Origin of the sequence: Amycolatopsis sp. VC5-11, assembly GCF_037034185.1 — a bacterium.
Taxonomy (GTDB): Bacteria; Actinomycetota; Actinomycetes; order Mycobacteriales; family Pseudonocardiaceae; genus Amycolatopsis; species Amycolatopsis nivea.
In genome coordinates this window covers 392,593-412,198 of the sequence record NZ_JBAGKF010000006.1, presented here as the reverse complement: position 1 = coordinate 412,198, position 19,606 = coordinate 392,593, and the positions used below count along the sequence as shown (strand labels likewise).

Sequence of the window (19,606 nt, the reverse complement as noted above, 5' to 3'; positions counted from 1 at the left end):
CCCTCCTTTCACCAGGGCGCCGGGCAGTCTTCGCGGACCGAGGTGATCAGCGCGCGCAGGGAGATGTGCACCAGATCGACCTCGGCGACCGACAGCACCAGGTCGCCGGTGAGCACCACGCCCCCGGCGAGCAGCCGGTCCAGCAGGTCGACCAGGGCGAGCCGGTCGGTTTCCTCGACCGCGCCCGTCACGAGATCCCCGCGAAGGAGTACGGGGCCCACGGGCCGGTGACCTCGACTTCGACTCCGGCGACGTCCGATTGCCGCAGGTCGGCGAGCCGCTCCAGGAAGCGTTCGCGGCCGGCGTCGGGGACCAGGCAGGCCAGGTTGAGGATGTTGCGGTCGGCGCGGCCGGTGAGGGCGGGGTCCTGGGTGCGGTGCCGGTGGAGGTCCGCGGACAGCTCCGCGAGTTCCCGCTCTATTCGCTCGGCGACCGCGAGCGCTTCGTTCGTCCGGGTGTCCCGCGCTTGGCGTTGGCGGAGTCGTTGGCGCAAGTAGGACCGTCCGTCGGCGGGCGCTTCGGCGGCGGGCTCTTCGGCAGCGCGGAGCGAGGCGAAGACCTTCACGCCCCATTCGGCGTGATCCCGGACCCGGCGCAACGCTTCCGAGAATTGCGCGGAATGCTCGGCGAGCATTTCCCGGACCCGGCCCTCGTCGCGGTAGATCGTCGCCATCCGCAGCGGCAGCACGCCCGCCCGACGGCTCACCTCGTCCACGACGGCGTTGTGCGCTCGGGCGATTTCTTCCAGCCACGGAAGGTGCTGCAAGGACGCTTCGTCGAACCCTTCGTCCGGGGCCGGGCTGGCCAGCGCGGTCAGCCCGGCCTCGGAAATGGCGGAAACCGGCTGCTCGCGGAGCCCGGCAAGGTCCTCCGCCGGGTTTTCCGCGGCGAATTCCGTGACTGCGTAGCAATACCAGCTCATTGTTCCGCTCGCTCTCCCCGCGCGAGTTCGAGTTGCGCGCGCAGTCGTTCGTTCTCCTCGAGCAGATCCTTGCGCTGCGAGCCCGACGACAGGGACGGGTCGTGCTCCCACCAGTCGATGCCCATTTCCTTGGCCCGCTCGACCGACGCGACCAGCAACCGCACCTTGATGGTCAGCAGCTCGATGTCGAGCAGGTTGACCTGGATGTCCCCGGCGATCACGATGCCCTTGTCCAGCACCCGTTCCAGGATGTCGGCGAGGTTCGCGCCGCCGCCGGAACCGCCCGGGCGGGACACTCCGGCCGGTCTCCCGGCGGCCAGGCTGGACTCGCTCATCTGCTGCCTCCTCGTCACCGCGCCGCGACGGCGCGGCGGCCCCGGGGACGTTCGTCCTCGGGTTCGTCGTCTTCCTCTTCGTCTTCCTCGTCGAGGTCGTCCTCGTCTTCCTCGGGAAGGTCTTCGTCTTCGGGCTCGTCCTCGCCGCGGTCCTCTTCCTCGCGCGGTTCGTCCTCGCCGCCGTCGTCGCCCTCGTCTTCCCGCACCTGCTCCGGGGAGCGCACGACCTCGCCGTCGCGGATCTCGCCGCGCCAGCCGTCGCCCGAGGCCTCCCCGGCCATCGTGATGAACCGGCGGAAGTGCTTGAGGTCCAGCCGCGCCCGGCGGCCCTGCGCGCGCCAGATGTTGCCGGTCTTCTCGAACAGCCCGGCCGGGTAGTACTCGATGACCAGCAGGACCTTCGTCAGGCTCGGGGCGAGTTCGTGGAAGGTCACGACGCCCTTGATCGTGCCCTTGGCCCCTTCGGTGGTCCACGCGATCCGCTCGTCGGGGATCTGTTCGGTGACCGTGGCCTTCATCGACCGATTCGACCAGAAGATCTTGAACCGCCACTGCGAAGTCGTGTCGTCGGTCTGCTCGGCGCTCGTGACGCCCTTGGCGAAACTGCTGAACTTCTGGAATTCGGTCCACTGGTCGTACGCCTCGCGGACCGGCACGCCAATGTCGATGTCCTCGATGATGTTGATGATCTTCTTGCCGCCGGACCCTTTGCCGCGCTTGCCGAACAGCCCCGACACCGAGTTCTTGAGAGCGGTGCCGCCGGCCTCGACCGCCGCCCGCACCGGGGATTTCCCTTCGGCGATTTTCTCGCCCGCGCTGAACAATCCCTTCAGCGAGCCGCTGCCGCCCGCGTCGGCCAGCCGCCGGGACGCCTCGCCCAGTTTGCTGCCCGCCGAGGACATCACCTGTTCGGCCTTCGCCTGTGCGTATTCCTCGCCGGCATGCAGCAGTTGTTCCGTCGCGGGGTTGCGGGCGGCCAGTTCCCGCAGCTTCGCCAGGGGACCGAGTTCGTCGTTGTCAGAACGGGATTCAGCCACGGTTCACCCCCGAAGTGCCCGAGGAGCGCTTCTGCGTACGGCCGCCCGAGGACGTCCGTTTCCGCGACGTCGAACTCGACGAACTGCTGGAAGACTTGCGCGACCCTTGCGTCGCACGCGGTTTCGCCGGACGTTTGCGCGCACGGGGCCGGGTTTCGCTTTCTTCCGTACCGCCGTCCTCGTTGTCGTCGGCGTCTTCCGGCTCCTGATCGTCCGAGTCGTCGCGACCGCTGACCGCCGCCGGGAGACCGGCGGCCTTGTCCCGCAGGGTGTCGGTGTGCTCTTGCAGCGAACTGGCCAGCCGCCCCGCTTGGTGCGTCAGGATGTCCGCGGCCAGGGTCTTGCCCGCGCCCAGCACCTCGTCCCGCACCTGATCGCGGACCCCGGCCAGTTCGGGCGACGAAGCCAGCTCGCGCGTGACGTCCGACAGCAGCTTCTTCGGGTCCAGGTTCAGCTTCCGCCCGACGAGCCAGGCGCCCATGGTGATCGCCAGTTTGGCTTTTTTCCGTCTCCCGAGCACGTAACCGCCGACCACGGCGGCCGCGACCTTCATTCCCGGTGTCATCTGTTCGCTCCGTTCATCCGGCAACCCCCCGGTCGAATTCTTCGAGCAGATCGAGTATTTCGTCTTCTCTGCGGTCGAACTCCTCTTCGGTGATCCCGCCGGCCACCAGTTCCTTTTCCAGCGCAACGAGCTCCCGTTGCAGCTGTGCGATCTGCTCCTGCTCGGCGGCGTCGACGACCTGCCCGGTCACCCAGACCACGCCCCGCACCGGCACCAGCGGAAGCAGGAGAATCTCGCCGAGCAGTCCCACTATTCGTCCTCGGTAAAGCTGTACGGCGGCAGCGGTCCCTGCGCGCGGACCTCCGCCACTTCCTCGACCGGGGCCGTCAGCCGCTGCACCGCGTCCTGGAATTCCGCCAATTTCTCCTGCGGCACCAGGAACGAGCAGTTGAAAAAGCATCCGTCGACCCGCGGTCCCGGAGCGTGCTCGGACGCCAGCGGAAGCAGGTAGCTCAGCACCGCGTTGGCGTCCTCGCCTTCGCGCTCCTCCAGCCGTCCGGCGACCAGTTCGCCGAACCGCACCTGCTCCGCCTGCCCGCGGCCGGCGTCCTCCCGCAAGCTCGCGGCCAAGTTCCGGATTTCCTCGTCCCCGGCAAGGATCTGGCCGAGTACGGCCTCTTCCCGGTGCGAGACTTTGACGTTCATCTCCACGTGTCCGCGGACGCGTTGCAGCGCAGCCGTGTACACCTCGGCTTTCGCCGCGATCTCCTCCGCGACAGCGGTGTCGTCGTCCGCGACGACACCGAAGCGCATCGGCAGCGTCGGCCCCTTCTCGCACAATGCCTGCAAGATCTCTTGGTGGGCAAGAAGATCCCTGCGCTTCGCCCGCAGTTCACCCTCGACATCGCCGACCACCGCACGGAGTTCGTCCCCGGCCGCCAGCACCCGCGCGGGCGACGGCGACGGCCCGACGCCGCGCAGATCGCCCACCTCCGCGGGATGATCGGCGAACGTGATGCCGTACAGATAAGTGCTCATTCGCTCGACCTCGCACTGCTGCGCCGGCTGCGAGCGCGCGGCCGTTCTTCGGGCTCTTCGTCCTTCTCGTCCTTGTCGCTGGACTTCTGGAACTGCTCGGCGAACGTCTCGACCGCACCGGTCAACGCGCCTTTGGACTTCCCTTTGGCGCCTTTCTCGGTCACCTCGCCCAGCAAGTCGGGCAGCGTCGTGGCACTCGAAGCACGGGTGAGATCCAGCCGGTTGCACGCTTCGGCGAACCGCAGATAAGTGTCCACGCTGGCCACGACGATCCGTGCGTCCACAGTGAGCAATTCGATGCCCACCAGCGAAACCCGCACGAACGCGTCGATCACGAGACCCTTGTCCAGGATCAGTTCGAGGATGTCGTAGAGGTTTCCGGTGCCTGGCCCGCGTTGCAGCTGGCCGTTCTGGCCCTGCCGTCCGGTCGCCATGGTCATGAAATCGCCTTCCCTTCCTCACGCGTCGATCTGGCCGCGCGCGTACTTCCGGACCTGCTCGTAGCCGAGGAAGCCGCCCTGTGCGTCGACCCGCACGCAGTACGTGGCCATCAGGCTGGTGGTGTCCGGAACCCGTTCCAGCTCAAGCACTTCGACCAGCAGCTTCCATCCGTCGCCGTCCCGGGTGAACGCCGACACGGATTCGATGTCCTTTTCGGTCAGCTCCTCGAACACCGCACGCGCGTCGCGCATGAGCCCGGCGGGCGACCGGCTGTTTTCAGCCATCACGCCTCCGGCCGTCGTCGCGTCCACTCTCGTCAGGCCGATGAAACATGTGGAGTCGGCTACCCCGGGTGCTCCGGCCAAAACTGCCTACTCGCCAGGAACATCGAAATTGCGCCGAACAGCGCAGCGCCGCCCACCAGTCAGCGCAGAATCGAACGCTCAGTAGCGGGCCGCGCGCGAAGCGCTCTGTTCCCAACGGAAAGCACTGTCTGTCCAAGAAGGACAAACCGCGGCCGTCCGCAGTGGATCGCGGACGGTCACGAAATCACCACCGCCACCGCATTCCGTGAATTCCGGCCCCCTGCCCGGTCCGGATCACGTGCGCGGGCACGCCGGGCCGCAGCCGGACCTCCGCAGTCTCCTGCTCCGGCCCGGACGGCGAGTCCTGCCGGTAGGCCACGCATTCCGCGGGCAGCGCCGCGGGATCGAAATGCACTTCCAGCAGGTGTTCCGCGATCGGCAGCCGGAACCGCCGGTCGTAGCGCGAATCCGGTTCCTCGTCGCGGAACGCGAACCGGTACTCGACGATCCCCGTCTCGCCAGGAGCCAGCGGATGGTCGAGGACGAGTTCGGTCACCGAGAACGCCTGTTCCGGCGTCGTCCGCACGACTCCGGGCCGGCAGTACCGTGCCGACACCAGCGCCGGCGACTGCCCGGGCGTGAACCCGCGCAGCGCGACGATGCGCACGAACGCCGGTTCGTCCAGCGCCCGCAGCACTTCCCGCACGCGGAGACCGCGCATCCGTCCCGCGGCGTCGACGTGCAGGGTTTCGTGCACGCTGACCGATTCCGGCGAAGAGTCCTCGAACGAGTTCAGCACCATCGGAAGCAGGCTGCGGTTCTCCCACAACCGGTCCCAGCGCGCCGCGCGCGGGGCCGGGGCGCCGGTGCGCGGCCGGTCCAGCAGCGCGCGCAGCGTCCCCGGCGGGACGTCCAGGACCGGCTCGAGCAAAGCCAGTGCCCGCAACGATTCCGGCCGTTCCGGACGGCTGCGCCCGGTGCGCCAGGAGCTGAGCGTGGTCGTGCTGACCGGTACGCCCGAGGCCGCGAGCCGTTCGCGCAGCCGCGCCAGCCCGAGGCCGCTGCGCTCGATCGCCAGCGTCAGGGCGCGTTCGAAGGGCCCCTCGGCCAGTGCCTTGGCCAGCCGCTCCCCGCCCGGAGCCGGGGCGAACAACCGCATTTCGCCTCTCCTGGAAAAAACGGACCGGTCGAGACGGATTCTCGGCATCCGTTCACCGGTTGGCAACCCGCCGAAAGTCGCGTCGCCGCCGCTTGCCCGCTACCGGCGGTTCGGCGGATTCCGCCGCCCGGCCGCGCTGCTTACGTTCGGAAGCGTCCCCCATCGGAAACTGTCCCCAAGGAGCGACATGCGCGCACTCACCCGGGCCCTCGCCGTGCTGACCGGTTCCTGCGCGGTGCTCGGCGCGTTCGCCGTGACCCCCGCGTCCGCGAGCCCCGCGGCGCCCGCCGCCCAGCCGTCGATCATCGGCGGCAGCACCGCGCAGAACCCCGGCTACATCACGCGCTTCAACGGCCACGCGAACGGCTACACCTTCTTCTGCACCAGCACCCTGATCGGCAGCCGCTGGGTCCTCACCGCGAAGCACTGCATGTACGACAACAACGGACAGCGCCTCACCGACATCGACCTGTACATCGGTTCCAACAGCGCCAGCGGCGGCGTGCACGCCAAGGCCGCCTCCACCTACGTCTACTCCGGCGGCGACCTGGCGCTGATCAAACTGAACACCGACGGCGGCAGCACGTACGCCCGCCTCGCCAGCAGCTCCGACGACGCGCAGGAAGGCGACAGCGCCACCGTGTACGGCTGGGGCGCGACGCAGAGCACCGACGAGGGCCACCACCAGTCGAGCGTGCTGAAGAAGGCCGAGGTGACGATCTCGAACACCCAGGACAGCGACAACTCCGGCGGACCGGCCATCACGGCGAGCACCCCGAACGGCGCGGTGGCGGGCGGCGACTCGGGCGGCCCGATGGTCGACGGCGGGATCCAGGTCGGGGTGTGCTCCACCAGCGACCGCTCCAGCGTCACCACCTACGGCAGCGTGGCCGCCGGGCGGGACTGGATTCAGCAGGTCTCCGGGGTCTGATCGCCGCGGGCCCTGGTGCACGTCGTCCGTGAAGGGCTCCTTGACGGAATCTGATTCCCCCAAGGAGTCCTTCACGGACAGCCCGGTGGCGGGAAAGGCGGGTCAGCTGAGCTTTTCCAGCGCCTTCTCCGCTGATCCGGCGTCCTTCTCCATTCCGCGCCACGGGTCGTCCTTGCGCGCCAGCCGCCGGTGCAGTTTGTCCGGGCCCCAGCCGTTCGGCTCGGCCTTGCCGAGTTCCCTCCAGTCCAGCGGGGTCGCCGACGCCGCGCCGGGGCGGGCGCGCAGGGAGTACGGGGCCACGAACGTCTGGGCGTAGCCGTTGCGGTTCGCGTCCACGAAGACGCGGTCGCCGCGCCGGTCCTTGCACTGGGCGGTGGTCAGGTGCTCCGGGTCGGCCGCGGCGATGCGGTCCGCCAAGGCTCGGGAGAGTTCCAGGACCACGTCCGTGGTCGCCGTGGCGTCGAGGGGCGCCACGACGTGGAAGCCGCGTCCGCCGGTGGCCTGGAGGTACGCGGCGAGACCGGCGTCGGCGTAGTGGTCGCGGATGCGGCGGGCTGCGGTGCGCAGGTCGGCGACGTCGGTGCCGTCCGGCGGGTCCAGATCGAGCACCAGCAGGTCCGGCCTCTCCGGAGCGTCCACAGTAGACAGCCAGACGTGGAACTCCACCGTGCCCTGGTCCGCCAGGTACAGCAGGGAATCCTCGTCGTCGCACACGACGTACTCGTCGGTCCCGCCGCCCCGGCGCGGCACGCGTTCGGTGCGCAGCCACGACGGGAAGTGCTCGCCCGGATGCTTCTGGAACCACCCCTCGGACTCGATGCCGTCCGGGTACCGCCGCAGCGTGAGGGGGCGGCCGCGCAGGTGCGGCAGCATCGCGGGCGCGACCGTGCGGTAATGCTTGACGACGTCGCCCTTGGTGAGACCGTCGGCGGGGTAGAAAACCTTGTCAGGATGGGAAATCTTCACGGGTGCTCCCGGATCACGTCGGACGGCTTCTTGTCCTCGCGCAGGCCGGTGAACCTCGGGTGCCGCAACCGGCCGTCGCGGGTCCACTCGGAGAACCCGATCTGGGCGACCAGCTCGGGCCGCACCCAGCGCGCACCCGGCTCTCGCACCGGATCGGCGAACGGCGAACCGTCCGTTTCGCGCCGGACCAGTTCGGCGTGCAGCGAGGTCAACAGCCGGTGGTCGAACCCGGTGCCGACTTTGCCCGCGTACCGCAGCCGCCCCTTCTCGTGGTAGCCCAGCAGCAGCGCGCCGAAACCGATGCGGCTGCCCTGCGGGGCGGTGAACCCGCCGATCACCATCTCCTGCCCCTGCTGGCACTTGAACTTCAGCCAGTCCGGCGAGCGGCCGTGGTGGTACGGCGCGTCGGCGCGTTTCGCGATCACGCCCTCCCAGCCGCGGCGGCACGCCTCCTCGAAGTACTTCTCGCCCTCGGTGTTGCGGTGCGAGGACAGGCGGAGCGGGTCTTTGAAGGTGAAGGCGTCGCGCAGGATCGACTTGCGCTCGCGCAGGGGAAGCGGCGTGGTGTCCTGCTCGTCGTAGTACAGGAGGTCGAAGAGGTAGTAGTACACGCGCACGCCGGTCGCGCGGGCGCGCTCCGGATCGGTCAGGTGGATGCGCGGCTGGAGCGCGGCGAAACTGGTCTGGTCCCCGTCGAACGCGACGATCTCCCCGTCCGCGACGAATCGCGGTCCGCCTTGCGCGGCAAGGGCTTCCACGATCTCGGGGTACGCGTTGTCCATCACCTTGCGGTTGCGGGAGTACAGCGTGGGCGTGCCGCCGTCGCGCACGCAGATCGCGCGTACGCCGTCGAGCTTGCGCTCGTAGATCCAGTCCTCGTCGGAAAAGCGGCGGTCGGTGAGGGTGGCGAGGGTCGGCTCGCGCCAGCCAGGACCAGTCATTCGAGGTCCCGGTTGGTGCGTCCGGTGAGCACGGATTCGAGCTGGGTCTTCGCGGGTTTGCGGCGGCGGTCGGCGCCCTCGTCGTCCTTTCGATCAGCAGCCACTGCTCCTGGCCGGAAGAGTCGCGGCGGATCAGGGAGAAGGCGCCCTTCAGCTTCTCGCCGTGCAGGCAGACCTTGAGATGGCCGTCTTCGAGGGCTTGGTCGGCCGGGTCGTCGGTGAGCACGTCGAACGGGCCGGTGTCCCACACGATCACGGTGCCGCCGCCATACTCCTCGGCGGGAATGGTGCCCTCGAACCGGGCGTAGTCGAGCGGGTGGTCCTCGGTGCGGATGGCGAGCCGCCGGTCCGAGGAATTCAGCGACGGACCCTTCGGCACCGACCACGAGACGAGAACGCCGCCGATCTCCAACCGGAAATCGAAGTGCAGGCTGCTCGCGTCGTGCCGCTGGACGACGAACACCGGTTCGGCGTTCCCGCGGCCCCCGCTCGGCTCCGGGGTCCGGCGCGGGTCGCGTTTGGCGCGGTACGCGGCCAGCCGGTCCTTCGAGGACATCCCACCACCTCCGACCGCCCGGGTGCCCGCACGCCGGGAGCGCGAAACGTGCGGCCTGGAGGCACGACCGGCGGCGCCCGTTTACCGGCGCGGGCAGCGGGTAAGCGGACTCCTGACCCCGATTCCGAGATGTGAGCGCTCCGATGACCGGATTTTTCCCGCCCGGCCAGGGCAACAGCCCCTTCGACCAGTTCCTGTCGCAGTTCTTCGGCCAGGCCGCGCCCGGCCGCCGCGGCTACTCGGTCGACGTGGCGCGCCTGCTCACCGACCAGGCTCGCGGGCTCGTCGCGGAGGCGGCGGACCGCGCGGGCGCGTGGGGCGGGCGGCACGTCGACACCCAGCACCTGCTGTGGGCCGCCACCCAGCTGCCCGCCACCGCGCGGGCGCTGACCCGCGCCGGGGTCGACCCGGCCAAGGTCGCCGGACGCGTCGAACGCGACCACGCAGCCAACGGCGAAACCACGGCGACCGCGCTGGCGCCCGGTGCGAAACGCACGCTGATCGACGCCCACCAGCTCGCCCGCGGGCTCGGCTCCCCGTTCATCGGCCCCGAGCACCTGCTGGCCGCGCTCGCCGCCAACGAGGAGTCCGAAGCGGGCCGCATCCTGCGGGAAGAGGGCGTGACCACCGACCGCCTCCGGCAGGATTCCGCCGCGGACAGCCCGACACCGCTGCAGGACACCCCGACGCTCGCCCAGTACGGCGAAGACCTCACCGCCCGCGCCCGCGACGGCCGGATCGACCCGGTGATCGGCCGCGACGACGAGATCGAGCAGACCGTCGAGGTGCTGTCCCGCCGAACCAAGAACAACCCGGTGCTGATCGGCGAGGCGGGCGTCGGCAAGACCGCGATCGTCGAAGGCCTCGCGCAGCGGCTCGCCGACGACGACGTGCCCGACATCCTCAGCGGCCGCCACGTCGTGCAGCTCGATCTCACCGCGATGGTCGCCGGCACGCGCTACCGCGGCGATTTCGAGGAGCGGATGTCCGCGCTGCTCAAGGAGATCCGCGAGCACGGCGACCAGCTGATCGTGTTCGTCGACGAGCTGCACACGATCGTCGGTGCCGGCGCGAGCGAGGGCAGCGGCGGCCAGGGCGCCGGGAACATGCTGAAACCGGCGCTCGCGCGCGGCGAGCTGCACATCGTCGGGGCGACCACGCTCGACGAGTACCGCACCGGCATCGAACGTGATCCGGCGCTGGAACGCCGGTTCCAGCCGATCCTGGTGCCCGAGCCGACTGTCGAGGACGCCGTGTCGATCCTGCACGGCCTCCGCGACCGCTACGAGGCCCACCACCAGGTCCATTACACCGACGACGCGCTGCGGGCGGCCGTCGACCTGTCCGACCGCTACCTGACCGAACGGTTCCTGCCGGACAAGGCGATCGACCTGATCGACCAGGCCGGTGCTCGCGTCCGGCTGCGCGCGCGGACCAAGCCCGACGGCCAGCGCGAGCTGCAGGCCAGGCTCGACCAATTGCAGTGCGAGAAGGACCAGGCCGTCGCCGAGGAGGATTTCGAACGCGCGTCCTCGCTCCGCGACGAGGCAGCTGACGTGCGGAAACGTCTCGAACAACCCGTCGAACGCCCAGGCGGACCGGTGGAGGTCACCGACGCGGACATCGCCGAGGTCGTCTCCCGGCTGACCGGCGTGCCCGCGACGCGGCTCACCGAGACCGAGCGGGAGCGCCTGCTCGGCCTGGAGGAGCACCTGCACGACCGCGTGATCGGCCAGGACGACGCCGTGCGCGCGGTCGCCGAGGCGGTGCGGCGGTCCCGCGCCGGGCTCGCGGAGCCCGACCGGCCGTTCGGCAGCTTCCTGTTCCTCGGCCCCACCGGCGTCGGCAAGACCGAACTCGCGCGGGCGCTGGCCGAGGCGCTGTTCGGCGACCAGGACAGCATGGTGCGCATCGACATGAGCGAGTACTCCGAGCGGCACACCGTCAGCAGGCTGATCGGGTCGCCGCCCGGGTACGTCGGGTACGAGGACGCCGGCCAGCTCACCGAGGCGGTGCGGCGCCGTCCGTACTCCGTGGTGCTGCTCGACGAGGTCGAGAAGGCGCATCCGGACCTGTTCAACGTGCTGCTGCAGGTCCTCGACGACGGCCGCCTCACCGACGGCCGGGGCCGCACGGTCAACTTCGCCAACACGGTCCTCATCATGACCAGCAACCTCGGCTCGGACCTCGTCGGCAGCTCGACCCACGGCGCGCTCGGCTTCGTCCAGCCCGCCGACGGCGACGGCGACCAGCTGCGCGAACGCCTCATGCGGCGGCTGCGCGAATCGTTCCGCCCGGAGTTCCTGAACCGGATCGACGAGATCGTCGTCTTCCGCCGCTTGGAAGCCGGCCAGCTCGACCGGATCACGGAACTGCTGCTGGAGCGCACGAAACGGCGGGCGCACGCGCAGGGTCTCACCGTCGAGTTCACGCCGGAGGCGGTGCGGCGGATCAGCGAACTGGGCTACGAACCGCAGTTCGGCGCGCGGCCGCTGCGGCGGGCGATCCAGCGGTACGTGGACAACCCGCTGTCGAGCCGGCTGCTGTCCGGCGACGTCGCGCCCGGCACCGCGGTGCGCGTGGACGCGGGCGACGAGGGACTTCGCTTCGACACCTCAGCGACCGCCTGAGGTGCCGCCGCTCCCGGTCCTGTTCGGCGTCGCCGGACTGCTCGCGCTCGCCGCGGCCGTGCTGCCGAAACTGGTCGCCGACCGCCCGTTCTCCACCCCGCTGGTGATGTTGCTCGCCGGGCTGCTGCTCGGCCTGCTGCCGCTGCCCTACCTCGGCGACTGGGCCTCGCCCGCCCAGCATGCGGACGTGGTGGAATCCTTCACCCAGCTCGGCATCGTGCTCGCGCTGGCGGGTGCGGGCCTGTCCGTGGACCGGCCGTTCGGGCTGCGAAGATGGATGTCGCCGTGGCGGCTGCTGTTCGTCGCGATGCCGCTTTCCATCGCCGCGGTCGCCCTGCTCGGCTGGTGGTGGCTCGGGCTCGCCCCCGCCGCCGCGCTGCTCCTGGGTTCGGCGCTCTCCCCCACCGACCCGGTGCTGGCCGGCGACGTCGGAGTCCCCGACCCCGGCGTGGAACCGGATCTGGCGCGGGACAACGAGATCCGCTTCACCCTCACCACCGAAGCGGGCCTCAACGACGGTCTCGCGATGCCGTTCGTCCTCGTCGCGCTGCTGCTGGCGGGCACCCACGTGTCGATCGGCACCGACGTGCTGTTGCCGCTGCCGATCGGGGTGCTGGTCGGGCTCGCCCTCGGCCGGCTCCTGGCGTGGGCGTTCTTCCGCATCCCGTCGTCGCGCTTCCGGCTGGCCGAATATTCCGACGGATTGGTGCTGCTGGCACTGGCCTTCCTGCCGTTCGCGGTGGCGGAACTGCTGCACGGCAACGGTTTCCTCGCCGTGTTCACCGCAGCCGTGTGCGTGCGGACCAGTGAGCGTTCGCACGGCTACCACGAGGTACTGCACACCTTCGGCCGCCAGCTCGAACGGCTCTTCGTCGCCATCACGCTGCTGGGTCTGGGCTTCGCCCTCGGCGACGGCCTGCTGCGCGGGACGACCCTGCTCGAAGTCCTCTTCGCGGCCGTCGCGGTGTTCGTTATCCGGCCGCTCACCGGGGTCGGTTCCCTCATCCGCTCCCCCGCCCGCGGACGCGCCGCACTCGCGATCGCGTTCTTCGGCGTGCGCGGCATCGGAACGCTCTACTACCTCGCCTACGGACTCCACCAAGCCAACCTGCCGGGCGCCGACCTGCTGTGGCGGGTGGGCGCGCTGGCCGTGGCGCTTTCCGTGCTGATACACGGGATTCTGGCCGCGCCGGTGATGCGGCGGGTCGAAGAGCGGGGCGCGCACGTGCCGCGGCACCTTCCGGAGGAGACCGGATAGTCCGCTTTCCCGGCCCGGAAAACCGCTTCCCCCATTGGGTTACGGAAATCCCGGTCAGAGAATCGCGACCCGACACGATGGTGGAACGAAGTGGAAGCCGCCCGCTTCGCGCCAGTAGGTTTCCCGACGCACCCCAGGACCGGCACTTCGCCCGACGTGATCGCCCATCCCGCTAGGAGCGCTTCCCATGCTGAACAACCCCGGTTTCGCGCCGGGCACAGTCGCGTCCGCAACCCCCGGCTCGCTCGGAATACAGCGCGAGCTCCGCACACAGCACCACTGATCCTTCGCACCCGGCCGGACGCGCAACCGGCCGAGGCGCGAAGTCCGGCAGTTCGCCTCCGCGTCGTCCGTGCCCGCTCGGGCCGGGACCTGCCCGACATTCCCGGGCCGGCCCCGGCGGGCCCGCGACGCGGAGCGACGCCGGCCGGGCGGGACCGGTGCAGCACTGCCCAGGGGCGCACCGGCCCCGTCCGGAGCACGAACCCCGTTCGCCCGGCCGCGATCCCGGATTCGCGGCCCGTTTTCTTCCCGCCGAAACGCGGCGGGTTGTTGTTGGCAAGGAGTTTTCACCAGTGATCAAGCAGCTCGGTTTCGTCGCCACGGCGCTCGCCGCGGGCATGGCCGTCCTCGGCGGATCGGCTTCCGCGGCCGGGGGCACGGCGACGGGCGACCCGGTCGACCAGGTCGGTCTCGGCAACGTGCACAACCTGGACGCGGTGCACAACCTGAACCTCGTCGGCGGCGTGTGCGACAACAACGTCAACGTGCTCGGCGTGCAGGTCCCGGTGCGCGACGTCGCGCAGGGCATCAACGTTCCGGTGCTGTCGCCGGGCGAGAACGAGGCCGCGGGCAAGTCGCCGTACAACTGCGCCTCCGGAACGATCGTCGACGGCGGCTCGGCTCAGGGCCACTGACGCCAGCCTGACAACGGCCGCCGCGGAGCATCTGCCCCGCGGCGGCCGTTTCCGCTGTGCTCAGCCGAGTTGCGGGACGTCACCCGGGAAACTGATCGGCATCCGGTACAGGCCGCGCGCCTGCCGCCCGCCGTTGAGCCAGCCGTGGAATTAGATGTTCCCGCCGACCACATCCGCGCCGCCCGGTCCGTCGACAGCACCGCCAAGCCGTTCAGTGGAGAGAAACGGCGCGTCCGCCTTGACGAAGGTGCCAGCGAGCGTCGGAGCGGTGGCGTAACCGGTGTGGTAGCCGCAACTGTCGACGGCGGCTCGGCTCAGGGCCACTGACGCCGGCGTGACAGCGGCCGCCGCGGAGCATCTGCCCCGCGGCGGCCGTTTCCGCTGTGCTCAGCCGAGTTGCGGGACGTCGCCCGGGAAACTGATCGGCATCCGGTACAGGCCGCGCGCCTGCCGCCCGCCGTTGAGCCAGCCGTGGAAGTAGATGTTCCCGCCGACCACATCCGCGCCGCCCGGTCCGTCGACAGCACCGCCGAGCCGTTCAGTGGAGAGAAACGGTGCGTCCGCCTTGACAAAGGTGCCCGCGAGAGTCGGAGCGGTGGCGTAACCGGTGTGGTAGCCGGAACTCTGGAACGTGTCGGCAGAGTAGAAAAGCACGTACCGGGAAGGCGTCTTCACCATCGTTGGTGCCTCGACCACGTTCTTCTCCGAGCCGAGGTCCGCGCGCAGCAGTTCGGTGCGGGGACCGGACAGCGATCGTCCGTCCGGGCTCAGCTTCTGCGACCAGATCGCAGCGGGCGGACCCGAGGCGGAGCCATTCGCTTTGTACAGCAGGTACCGGGTGCCGTCGGCGTCGAGGAAGGTTTGCGGATCGATGTCGCCGCCGTCCTCGGGCACGCACACGAGCGGCGCGTCGCCGTCCGGCTGGTACGGGCCCGCGGGTTGTGCGGAAGTCGCCGTGCCGAGGCACATCGGCCCGTTCGGGAGGCGCGTCGCGGCGAAGTACAGCACGAAGGTGCCGTCCGCCGCCTCGGTGACGTCCGGGGCCCAGAATCCGCCCTCCGGCTTCGCCCACTTCGGCACGGCAGCGAGCGCGTCGCCGACGATCCGCCACGGGCCTTCCGGCGCGGGCGCGCTCGCCACCGGGACCTTGCCGGACCCGGTGGTCGTCGAGAAGGCGAAGTATCCCGAACCGGTCTTGACGACGTCGGGGTCCGGAAAGTCCTGTCCCAGCAGGAGCTGCGGCGCGCTGGCCGCCGACGCGGCCGGACAGTGGGCGAAGCTGAGCAGAACGGCGGCGAGCGCGGCACCGGCCCGGCGTAAGGAGCACATGCCCTCGATTGTCTTTGCCCGCTAACGACATCGCCCGCTCGTCGCGGGGTTGCCACTGGGAAGGGTGTACGCCGCGCCTCCCGATCCGGTGAACCGCGCGGAAACCTCCGTCACCCTGGCGTGAAAGGCGGTTTACCTTGCCGGGAAAGGACTTCCCCAGGTGAACTCCGGTTTTTCGCCGCTGCCGAACGAAAGCGCGGGCACCCGGGCGGGCGGATCGCTTTCCGGAGCCGGCAATTCGCGCGGGACCAGGGGTAACGTCAGTCCGGCCCGGCGCAACGCCGGTCGTCCCAGCGCTCGTTCGCGGCTCCACGTCTTTCATTTCGGGCGCTTTCCCTTGGAAAGGAAACGAACTGTCATGTCGATGAAACGGACGTTGCTGTCCGGCTTGATCCTCGCTCCGCTGTGCCTGGCCCTGCCCGGGACCGCCGCGGCCGCCGAGGGCCCCGGCGACACACTGCCGCTCACCACGGGCTGGTGGCCAAACCAGTCCAGCAGCGAGGAGGAGTCGGCCGCGTTCGCGGGAATCGGCGGCGCGGGCGTGCTGCACCACGAGTCCGGCGTCGACGAGTGGGGCAACCGGTGGAGCGAGCACGACGGCAGCCTCGCGGGCATCGGCGGCGCCGCTGTGCTGCACGGATCGCAGGAAACGAGCGGGGACGTCGGCCGTCCGCTCTGGCCCGCGCAGGACGCGGTGCACACCCAGGCCTCCGCCCCGGTTTCCTCCGCTGTCCGCTCGGCGACCCCGGGCAAGGAGCACGTCGTGACCCCGGTCAAGGCCGCTCCGGCATCGCGGGCCAAGAAAGCCGCGGCGCGGACTGCTGACGCTGCCCCGGTGCGCAAAATCCGCGAGGCATCCCGGGACTGGGGCTCGTCGTATCACGACGAAGCCACCTCAGCCGGTCCGGAAGGGGCCGCCTCGGCGCAGGTGAGCAGCCACGCCGGACGCGACCACGCCTGGTACAGCGCATCGGAAGTCGCCGCGGGCCCGGACGGCGCCACTTCGGCCGGAGTAGCCGCGCTCGCGGTGCCCGGAGCAGCGGGATACCGGACCTGGGACGTCGGGGCCGGTCCGACGGGCGCGTACAGCCACTCGACCGAAGCCGCGGCGGACGTCCGAGAGCCTGACCTCGACTGATCCGTCGAGCACGACCGGAATCACGGCGAGGGCTGGTGCGAGCGCACCAGCCCTCTGCTGTGCATTACGCACAGTAGCCGCTGATCGGACAAAACAGAACCCAGGACCCTCCGATCGTGAAGTTTCGCCCCCGAAGGGGCTGGGTAACCAGCGCAATTTCCTGACCTGCCGAAAAGACACTCTTCGGAATGCTTTCCCGGAAATTGCGTGCTTTCTCCCCGGACCGCCCGATATTGTCGAGACTGCCGGGAGCGAACCGACCCCGAACCGCTTCGCTCCCGGCACTGGGGATGCGGCATCGGCCGCGCCGGGCGGACATTCCGCCGGAACACACCGGACACAGAGGAGATCGTGGTTCAGAATTGCGGCGAGCTTTCCGCTCATTTCGCCGGATCCCGTGGCCACGGCAGTCCTTCTCAGCGTTTTCCGCAGCCATCGGAGGCCGTGCCGGACGGAGCCGCGCGGCCTCGCCCGACGGCCGGTTTCCCTTGCGCCGGGCCGGTTTCCGCCGCGTCCGGCGCATCCGTACTATCGGCAGCGGTTCAGCCAAGAGCCGCGGAAGGACGCGCCCGCGAGGTGCCGTCGCCCTCGGCCGTCCTTCCCCGCTGATGCCCAGCTTTTTTCGCGCGGGCGGACGAACTCCGCCCGCGGACTCGGGGGAGGAATGGACAGTCACCTGATGATCGGCGCCCCAGGCGCCACCTACACCCCGCGCCTCGTCGCCATCGCCGGCGACCGCCTCATCCATCCGGCCGACCCGCGCAACGACCTCGCGCGGATCGTGCTGCGCTGGGAACGGGCGTGGGTCCCGGAAACGTGGGCCGCGCGGCAATACTTTGCGGCCCTTGGCATCGGCGACGACGAAGCGCCGCGCTACACCGACCAGGACGTCACCGGCTGGCTGCTGCTCCAGCCGCGGCCGGGCACGCTCGCCGCGCAAGTGCGCTCGAGCGAACTCGACGTCGCCACAGCTCTCGCGGCGGAAGCGGAAGCCTGGCCCGCGCGGTAGCAACGGTTTCCGGAGGCTCTGCACCGCCATCCCCGGCGGTGCAGAGCCCTTTCGCGTGCACGGAATATTCTGATCTCCGGGGAATGCGCATATTCCGCTGGGCTCGATGTTTGACCGGCGAGGAGAAGCGAATGTTGTTGGCCCCATTACAATAGCGCTCCCGGATAAACCCGAAAGAGACCTTGCAGCCCGGTCAGCGGATCGGCGGCCGACACGATGGTGGCGAGAGGTGGAAACGACTCCGGAATGCCAGTACGTTTTCCTTATCCGGCCGCGGAGCACACACCTTCATTGCCGCGACCGCTGACGCAATCGTCAGAGTCCGCGATCGGCATCGCCGGTCGCCGAAATTCCCAGAGGAGTTCTGAATGCTGAAGAAGATCGGTCTCGTGTCCGGCGCGATGGCGGCAGGCGCGTTCCTGTTCGGCGGCATCGCGGCCGCCGACACCGCGGACGGCCACCACCACGGGCACCACCACGGCGGACCCGGCCAGGTCGGCTTGGTGAACCTGAACAACACCGACGTGGCGCACAACGTCAACGGCACGCTCGGCCTGTGCGGCAACGACGTGAACGTCCTCGGGGTCCAGGTCCCGGTCCGCAACTCGCTGAACGGCATCGGCGTGCCGATCCTGTCGCCGGGCGAAAACAGCGCCTCCGGCCAGTCCCAAAACTGCGCCTCGGGCGCCGTCGTCGACGGCGGCAGCGTCCAGGGCGGCTGAGCCTCCTGCCGAGGCCGCCCGCTGTGTGTGCGGAAAGCAGGCCGAGGCACGGAGTCCGACGGTTCGCGTCAGCGTCCTGAGGTGCGTCCGGAGCGCGGAAAGAGCTGCACACTCCAGTTCCGCGCCCCGGACGGCCCCGACGCCCCGCGACGTCGGCACGGGTGGGACCGGTGACCCTGGCTGAGGCAATGCCGGTCCCACCCGGCGTGTTCGACACGGTAACCCACTTCCGCCGCCCCGGCGACTGCTGCCCCGGGGCGGTGTTTTTGTGCGGACACTGCTGCCCGAGGCGGCGCTTTTCGTGCGGACGCTGCTGTCCGGGGCAGTGTTTTTCGTACGGACAAATCGTTTCCGGCGTCCGCTCCACGCGCTGGCGGCCCGCATCGCTCCCAGCCGGCGCATTCACTGGGTACGAGCGCGGAATCACCGTGCCGGACAGCGGTTTCTTCGTGCGCAAGGGAACGGCCCGAGCAATCGAGCCGTTCCCGCACAGCAACTTTCGTCAACGAGACGGGAGGCCGCTGCGGCCCTCCCCGCCTAGCCGGAAATCAACCTCACACACCGGGCGGCTCACGTCGCGGACTAGCGGGAGGATAGGTATTCGCGGGCGGAGCCTGCCGATCCGGCGCGGCCGGATATCCCGCCATCGCACCTGGTTTCGGACCGCGGCGCACCAGACCCGCGAGACCGAGCAGGCCCACTAACCCGAGCAGACCCCACAACCCGTTGTTGCCGTTGTCGTGGTCGTCATTGGCGGTGTCGCCGGTGTTCTGCGCTTGCGCGGTACCAGGCACCACGACGGCGGCCTCGGCGGTCCCGGCCCCGACGAGCGGGATTGCGGCCGCGGCAACGAGAGCGCAAATCTGGCGGCGTACTTGAGCGGTCATCGGGAATTCCCCTTTCGAATGATGCGGATGAACTGGCCTCGACGCTCTCGGACGGTCCGCACGGCCGAGGCGGCCAACTGACGAGCCGTCTCGCTCAGCCGCCTGCCCGGACTCCTTTGCTCCGCTGCAGGCGACGGCTCTTCGGCACGTTCCGGAGCTGCCTGCGGCAATTCGCCAGCGAGAGTTCCGGATTTCCCGGGCTCGCCGTCCGGCCGCGAAGGAGCGGCGAACGGCTGCGTCGGAACGAGCCCCTCTGCGTCCCGTTCCTGCGCTGCGGAAGGCGAAGGCCGGGCAACCTGCCTGCGGGACAACGGTTCCCGCACCGCAGACCGACCACCCGGCGACGACTTCAGCGCCCCAGTCCGACGCAACCGCCCCGCCGACGGCGGCGCTTCCGGCCGAACCCCCGCAGTCGGCACCGGACGATCGTGGTCACCGGCCCTCGCCCGCGGCACCTTGCCCCCGGCAGACTCCGCCTCACCGCCCGGCGGGCCCACGTCGCGACGCAGCACTTCCGGCGCGCCCCGGGCAGACTCCGCCACGCCACCCGACAGACCCCCACCGCGACGCGGCACTTCCG

General features: G+C 70.0%; 22 protein-coding genes and 1 pseudogene. 7 read left to right on the top strand and 16 right to left on the bottom strand.

Annotation, left to right across the window (positions count from 1 at the left end; translation table 11 throughout):
* Positions 1-8: 8 nt before the first annotated feature.
* From WA670_RS21535 to WA670_RS21490, 10 genes are all read right to left on the bottom strand, one after another.
* Positions 9-221, bottom strand: a complete 213-nt coding sequence (locus tag WA670_RS21535) for a gas vesicle protein (protein WP_051172506.1) — start codon at positions 219-221, stop codon at positions 9-11.
* Complete coding sequence (locus tag WA670_RS21530; protein ID WP_336158654.1) at positions 188-922, bottom strand: GvpL/GvpF family gas vesicle protein; 735 nt, start codon at positions 920-922, stop codon at positions 188-190. Before WA670_RS21530 ends, WA670_RS21535 begins: the two co-directional genes overlap by 34 nt.
* Positions 919-1,257, bottom strand: a complete 339-nt coding sequence (locus WA670_RS21525) for a gas vesicle protein (RefSeq protein ID WP_134667920.1) — start codon at positions 1,255-1,257, stop codon at positions 919-921. The genes WA670_RS21530 and WA670_RS21525 overlap by 4 nt, the downstream gene beginning before the upstream one ends.
* 14 nt (positions 1,258-1,271) lie before the next feature.
* A complete protein-coding gene (locus WA670_RS21520; protein ID WP_336158653.1) occupies positions 1,272-2,294 on the bottom strand; it encodes an SRPBCC family protein in 1,023 nt (340 codons plus the stop codon).
* Positions 2,287-2,859 (bottom strand): hypothetical protein, encoded by a 573-nt coding sequence (locus tag WA670_RS21515; RefSeq protein ID WP_336158652.1) that lies wholly within the window; start codon positions 2,857-2,859, stop codon positions 2,287-2,289. The genes WA670_RS21520 and WA670_RS21515 overlap by 8 nt, the downstream gene beginning before the upstream one ends.
* Positions 2,860-2,872: 13 nt before the next feature.
* The gene (locus tag WA670_RS21510) at positions 2,873-3,109 is read right to left on the bottom strand and encodes a gas vesicle protein GvpG (RefSeq protein ID WP_336158651.1); all 237 of its coding nucleotides are present in this window, start codon (positions 3,107-3,109) and stop codon (positions 2,873-2,875) included.
* Positions 3,109-3,837 (bottom strand): GvpL/GvpF family gas vesicle protein, encoded by a 729-nt coding sequence (locus WA670_RS21505; protein ID WP_336158650.1) that lies wholly within the window; start codon positions 3,835-3,837, stop codon positions 3,109-3,111. Before WA670_RS21505 ends, WA670_RS21510 begins: the two co-directional genes overlap by 1 nt.
* Entirely contained in the window at positions 3,834-4,277 is a 444-nt protein-coding gene (locus WA670_RS21500) for a gas vesicle structural protein GvpA (protein WP_107051192.1), read from the bottom strand. Before WA670_RS21500 ends, WA670_RS21505 begins: the two co-directional genes overlap by 4 nt.
* Before the next feature lie 18 nt (positions 4,278-4,295).
* A complete protein-coding gene (locus WA670_RS21495) occupies positions 4,296-4,562 on the bottom strand; it encodes a gas vesicle protein GvpO (protein WP_037818560.1) in 267 nt (88 codons plus the stop codon).
* Between the two features lie 265 nt (positions 4,563-4,827).
* Positions 4,828-5,742: a hypothetical protein gene (locus WA670_RS21490; protein WP_336158649.1), complete on the bottom strand. Its 915-nt coding sequence runs from the start codon at positions 5,740-5,742 to the stop codon at positions 4,828-4,830.
* A gap of 187 nt (positions 5,743-5,929) precedes the next feature.
* Between WA670_RS21490 and WA670_RS21485 the strand changes: the two genes are divergently transcribed.
* On the top strand, positions 5,930-6,673 hold the full coding sequence (locus WA670_RS21485; RefSeq protein ID WP_134667925.1) for a S1 family peptidase: 744 nt from the start codon (positions 5,930-5,932) through the stop codon (positions 6,671-6,673).
* Between the two features lie 102 nt (positions 6,674-6,775).
* Here WA670_RS21485 and ligD (WA670_RS21480) read toward each other — a convergent pair whose 3' ends face one another.
* The 3 genes and pseudogenes from ligD (WA670_RS21480) to WA670_RS21470 all read right to left on the bottom strand — a co-directional run.
* Positions 6,776-7,639 carry a non-homologous end-joining DNA ligase gene (gene ligD, locus WA670_RS21480; protein WP_134734074.1) on the bottom strand — a complete coding sequence of 288 codons (864 nt, stop codon included), beginning with the start codon at positions 7,637-7,639 and terminating at the stop codon, positions 6,776-6,778.
* Positions 7,636-8,580, bottom strand: a complete 945-nt coding sequence (ligD, locus tag WA670_RS21475; RefSeq protein ID WP_134734073.1) for a non-homologous end-joining DNA ligase — start codon at positions 8,578-8,580, stop codon at positions 7,636-7,638. The genes ligD (WA670_RS21480) and ligD (WA670_RS21475) overlap by 4 nt, the downstream gene beginning before the upstream one ends.
* 145 nt (positions 8,581-8,725) lie before the next feature.
* Positions 8,726-9,136: pseudogene (locus WA670_RS21470) on the bottom strand (DNA polymerase ligase N-terminal domain-containing protein); the annotation flags it as partial.
* Between the two features lie 143 nt (positions 9,137-9,279).
* Between WA670_RS21470 and WA670_RS21465 the strand changes: the two are divergent.
* From WA670_RS21465 to WA670_RS21455, 3 genes are all read left to right on the top strand, one after another.
* Positions 9,280-11,766: an ATP-dependent Clp protease ATP-binding subunit gene (locus tag WA670_RS21465; protein WP_134734072.1), complete on the top strand. Its 2,487-nt coding sequence runs from the start codon at positions 9,280-9,282 to the stop codon at positions 11,764-11,766.
* Position 11,767: 1 nt separating this feature from the next.
* Complete coding sequence (locus tag WA670_RS21460) at positions 11,768-13,024, top strand: cation:proton antiporter (protein ID WP_336158648.1); 1,257 nt, start codon at positions 11,768-11,770, stop codon at positions 13,022-13,024.
* Between the two features lie 575 nt (positions 13,025-13,599).
* Positions 13,600-13,941 carry a hypothetical protein gene (locus WA670_RS21455; RefSeq protein ID WP_037818481.1) on the top strand — a complete coding sequence of 114 codons (342 nt, stop codon included), beginning with the start codon at positions 13,600-13,602 and terminating at the stop codon, positions 13,939-13,941.
* A 150-nt stretch (positions 13,942-14,091) separates the two neighbouring features.
* Here WA670_RS21455 and WA670_RS21450 read toward each other — a convergent pair whose 3' ends face one another.
* Both WA670_RS21450 and WA670_RS21445 read right to left on the bottom strand, forming a co-directional pair.
* Positions 14,092-14,265: a hypothetical protein gene (locus WA670_RS21450; protein WP_336158647.1), complete on the bottom strand. Its 174-nt coding sequence runs from the start codon at positions 14,263-14,265 to the stop codon at positions 14,092-14,094.
* A gap of 63 nt (positions 14,266-14,328) precedes the next feature.
* On the bottom strand, positions 14,329-15,270 hold the full coding sequence (locus WA670_RS21445) for a glycoside hydrolase family 43 protein (RefSeq protein ID WP_336158646.1): 942 nt from the start codon (positions 15,268-15,270) through the stop codon (positions 14,329-14,331).
* Between the two features lie 358 nt (positions 15,271-15,628).
* Here WA670_RS21445 and WA670_RS21440 point away from each other — a divergent pair, with 358 nt between their 5' ends.
* The 3 genes from WA670_RS21440 (at position 15,629) to WA670_RS21430 (ending at position 18,139) form a co-directional block, all read left to right on the top strand.
* Complete coding sequence (locus tag WA670_RS21440) at positions 15,629-16,408, top strand: hypothetical protein (protein WP_336158645.1); 780 nt, start codon at positions 15,629-15,631, stop codon at positions 16,406-16,408.
* A 679-nt stretch (positions 16,409-17,087) separates the two neighbouring features.
* On the top strand, positions 17,088-17,417 hold the full coding sequence (locus tag WA670_RS21435; protein WP_336158644.1) for a hypothetical protein: 330 nt from the start codon (positions 17,088-17,090) through the stop codon (positions 17,415-17,417).
* 368 nt (positions 17,418-17,785) lie between these two features.
* The gene (locus WA670_RS21430; protein ID WP_336158643.1) at positions 17,786-18,139 is read left to right on the top strand and encodes a hypothetical protein; all 354 of its coding nucleotides are present in this window, start codon (positions 17,786-17,788) and stop codon (positions 18,137-18,139) included.
* 554 nt (positions 18,140-18,693) lie between these two features.
* On the opposite strand, the gene WA670_RS21425 is transcribed toward WA670_RS21430, so the two are convergent.
* Entirely contained in the window at positions 18,694-19,026 is a 333-nt protein-coding gene (locus WA670_RS21425) for a WGxxGxxG family protein (protein WP_336158642.1), read from the bottom strand.
* Positions 19,027-19,606: the final 580 nt, after the last annotated feature.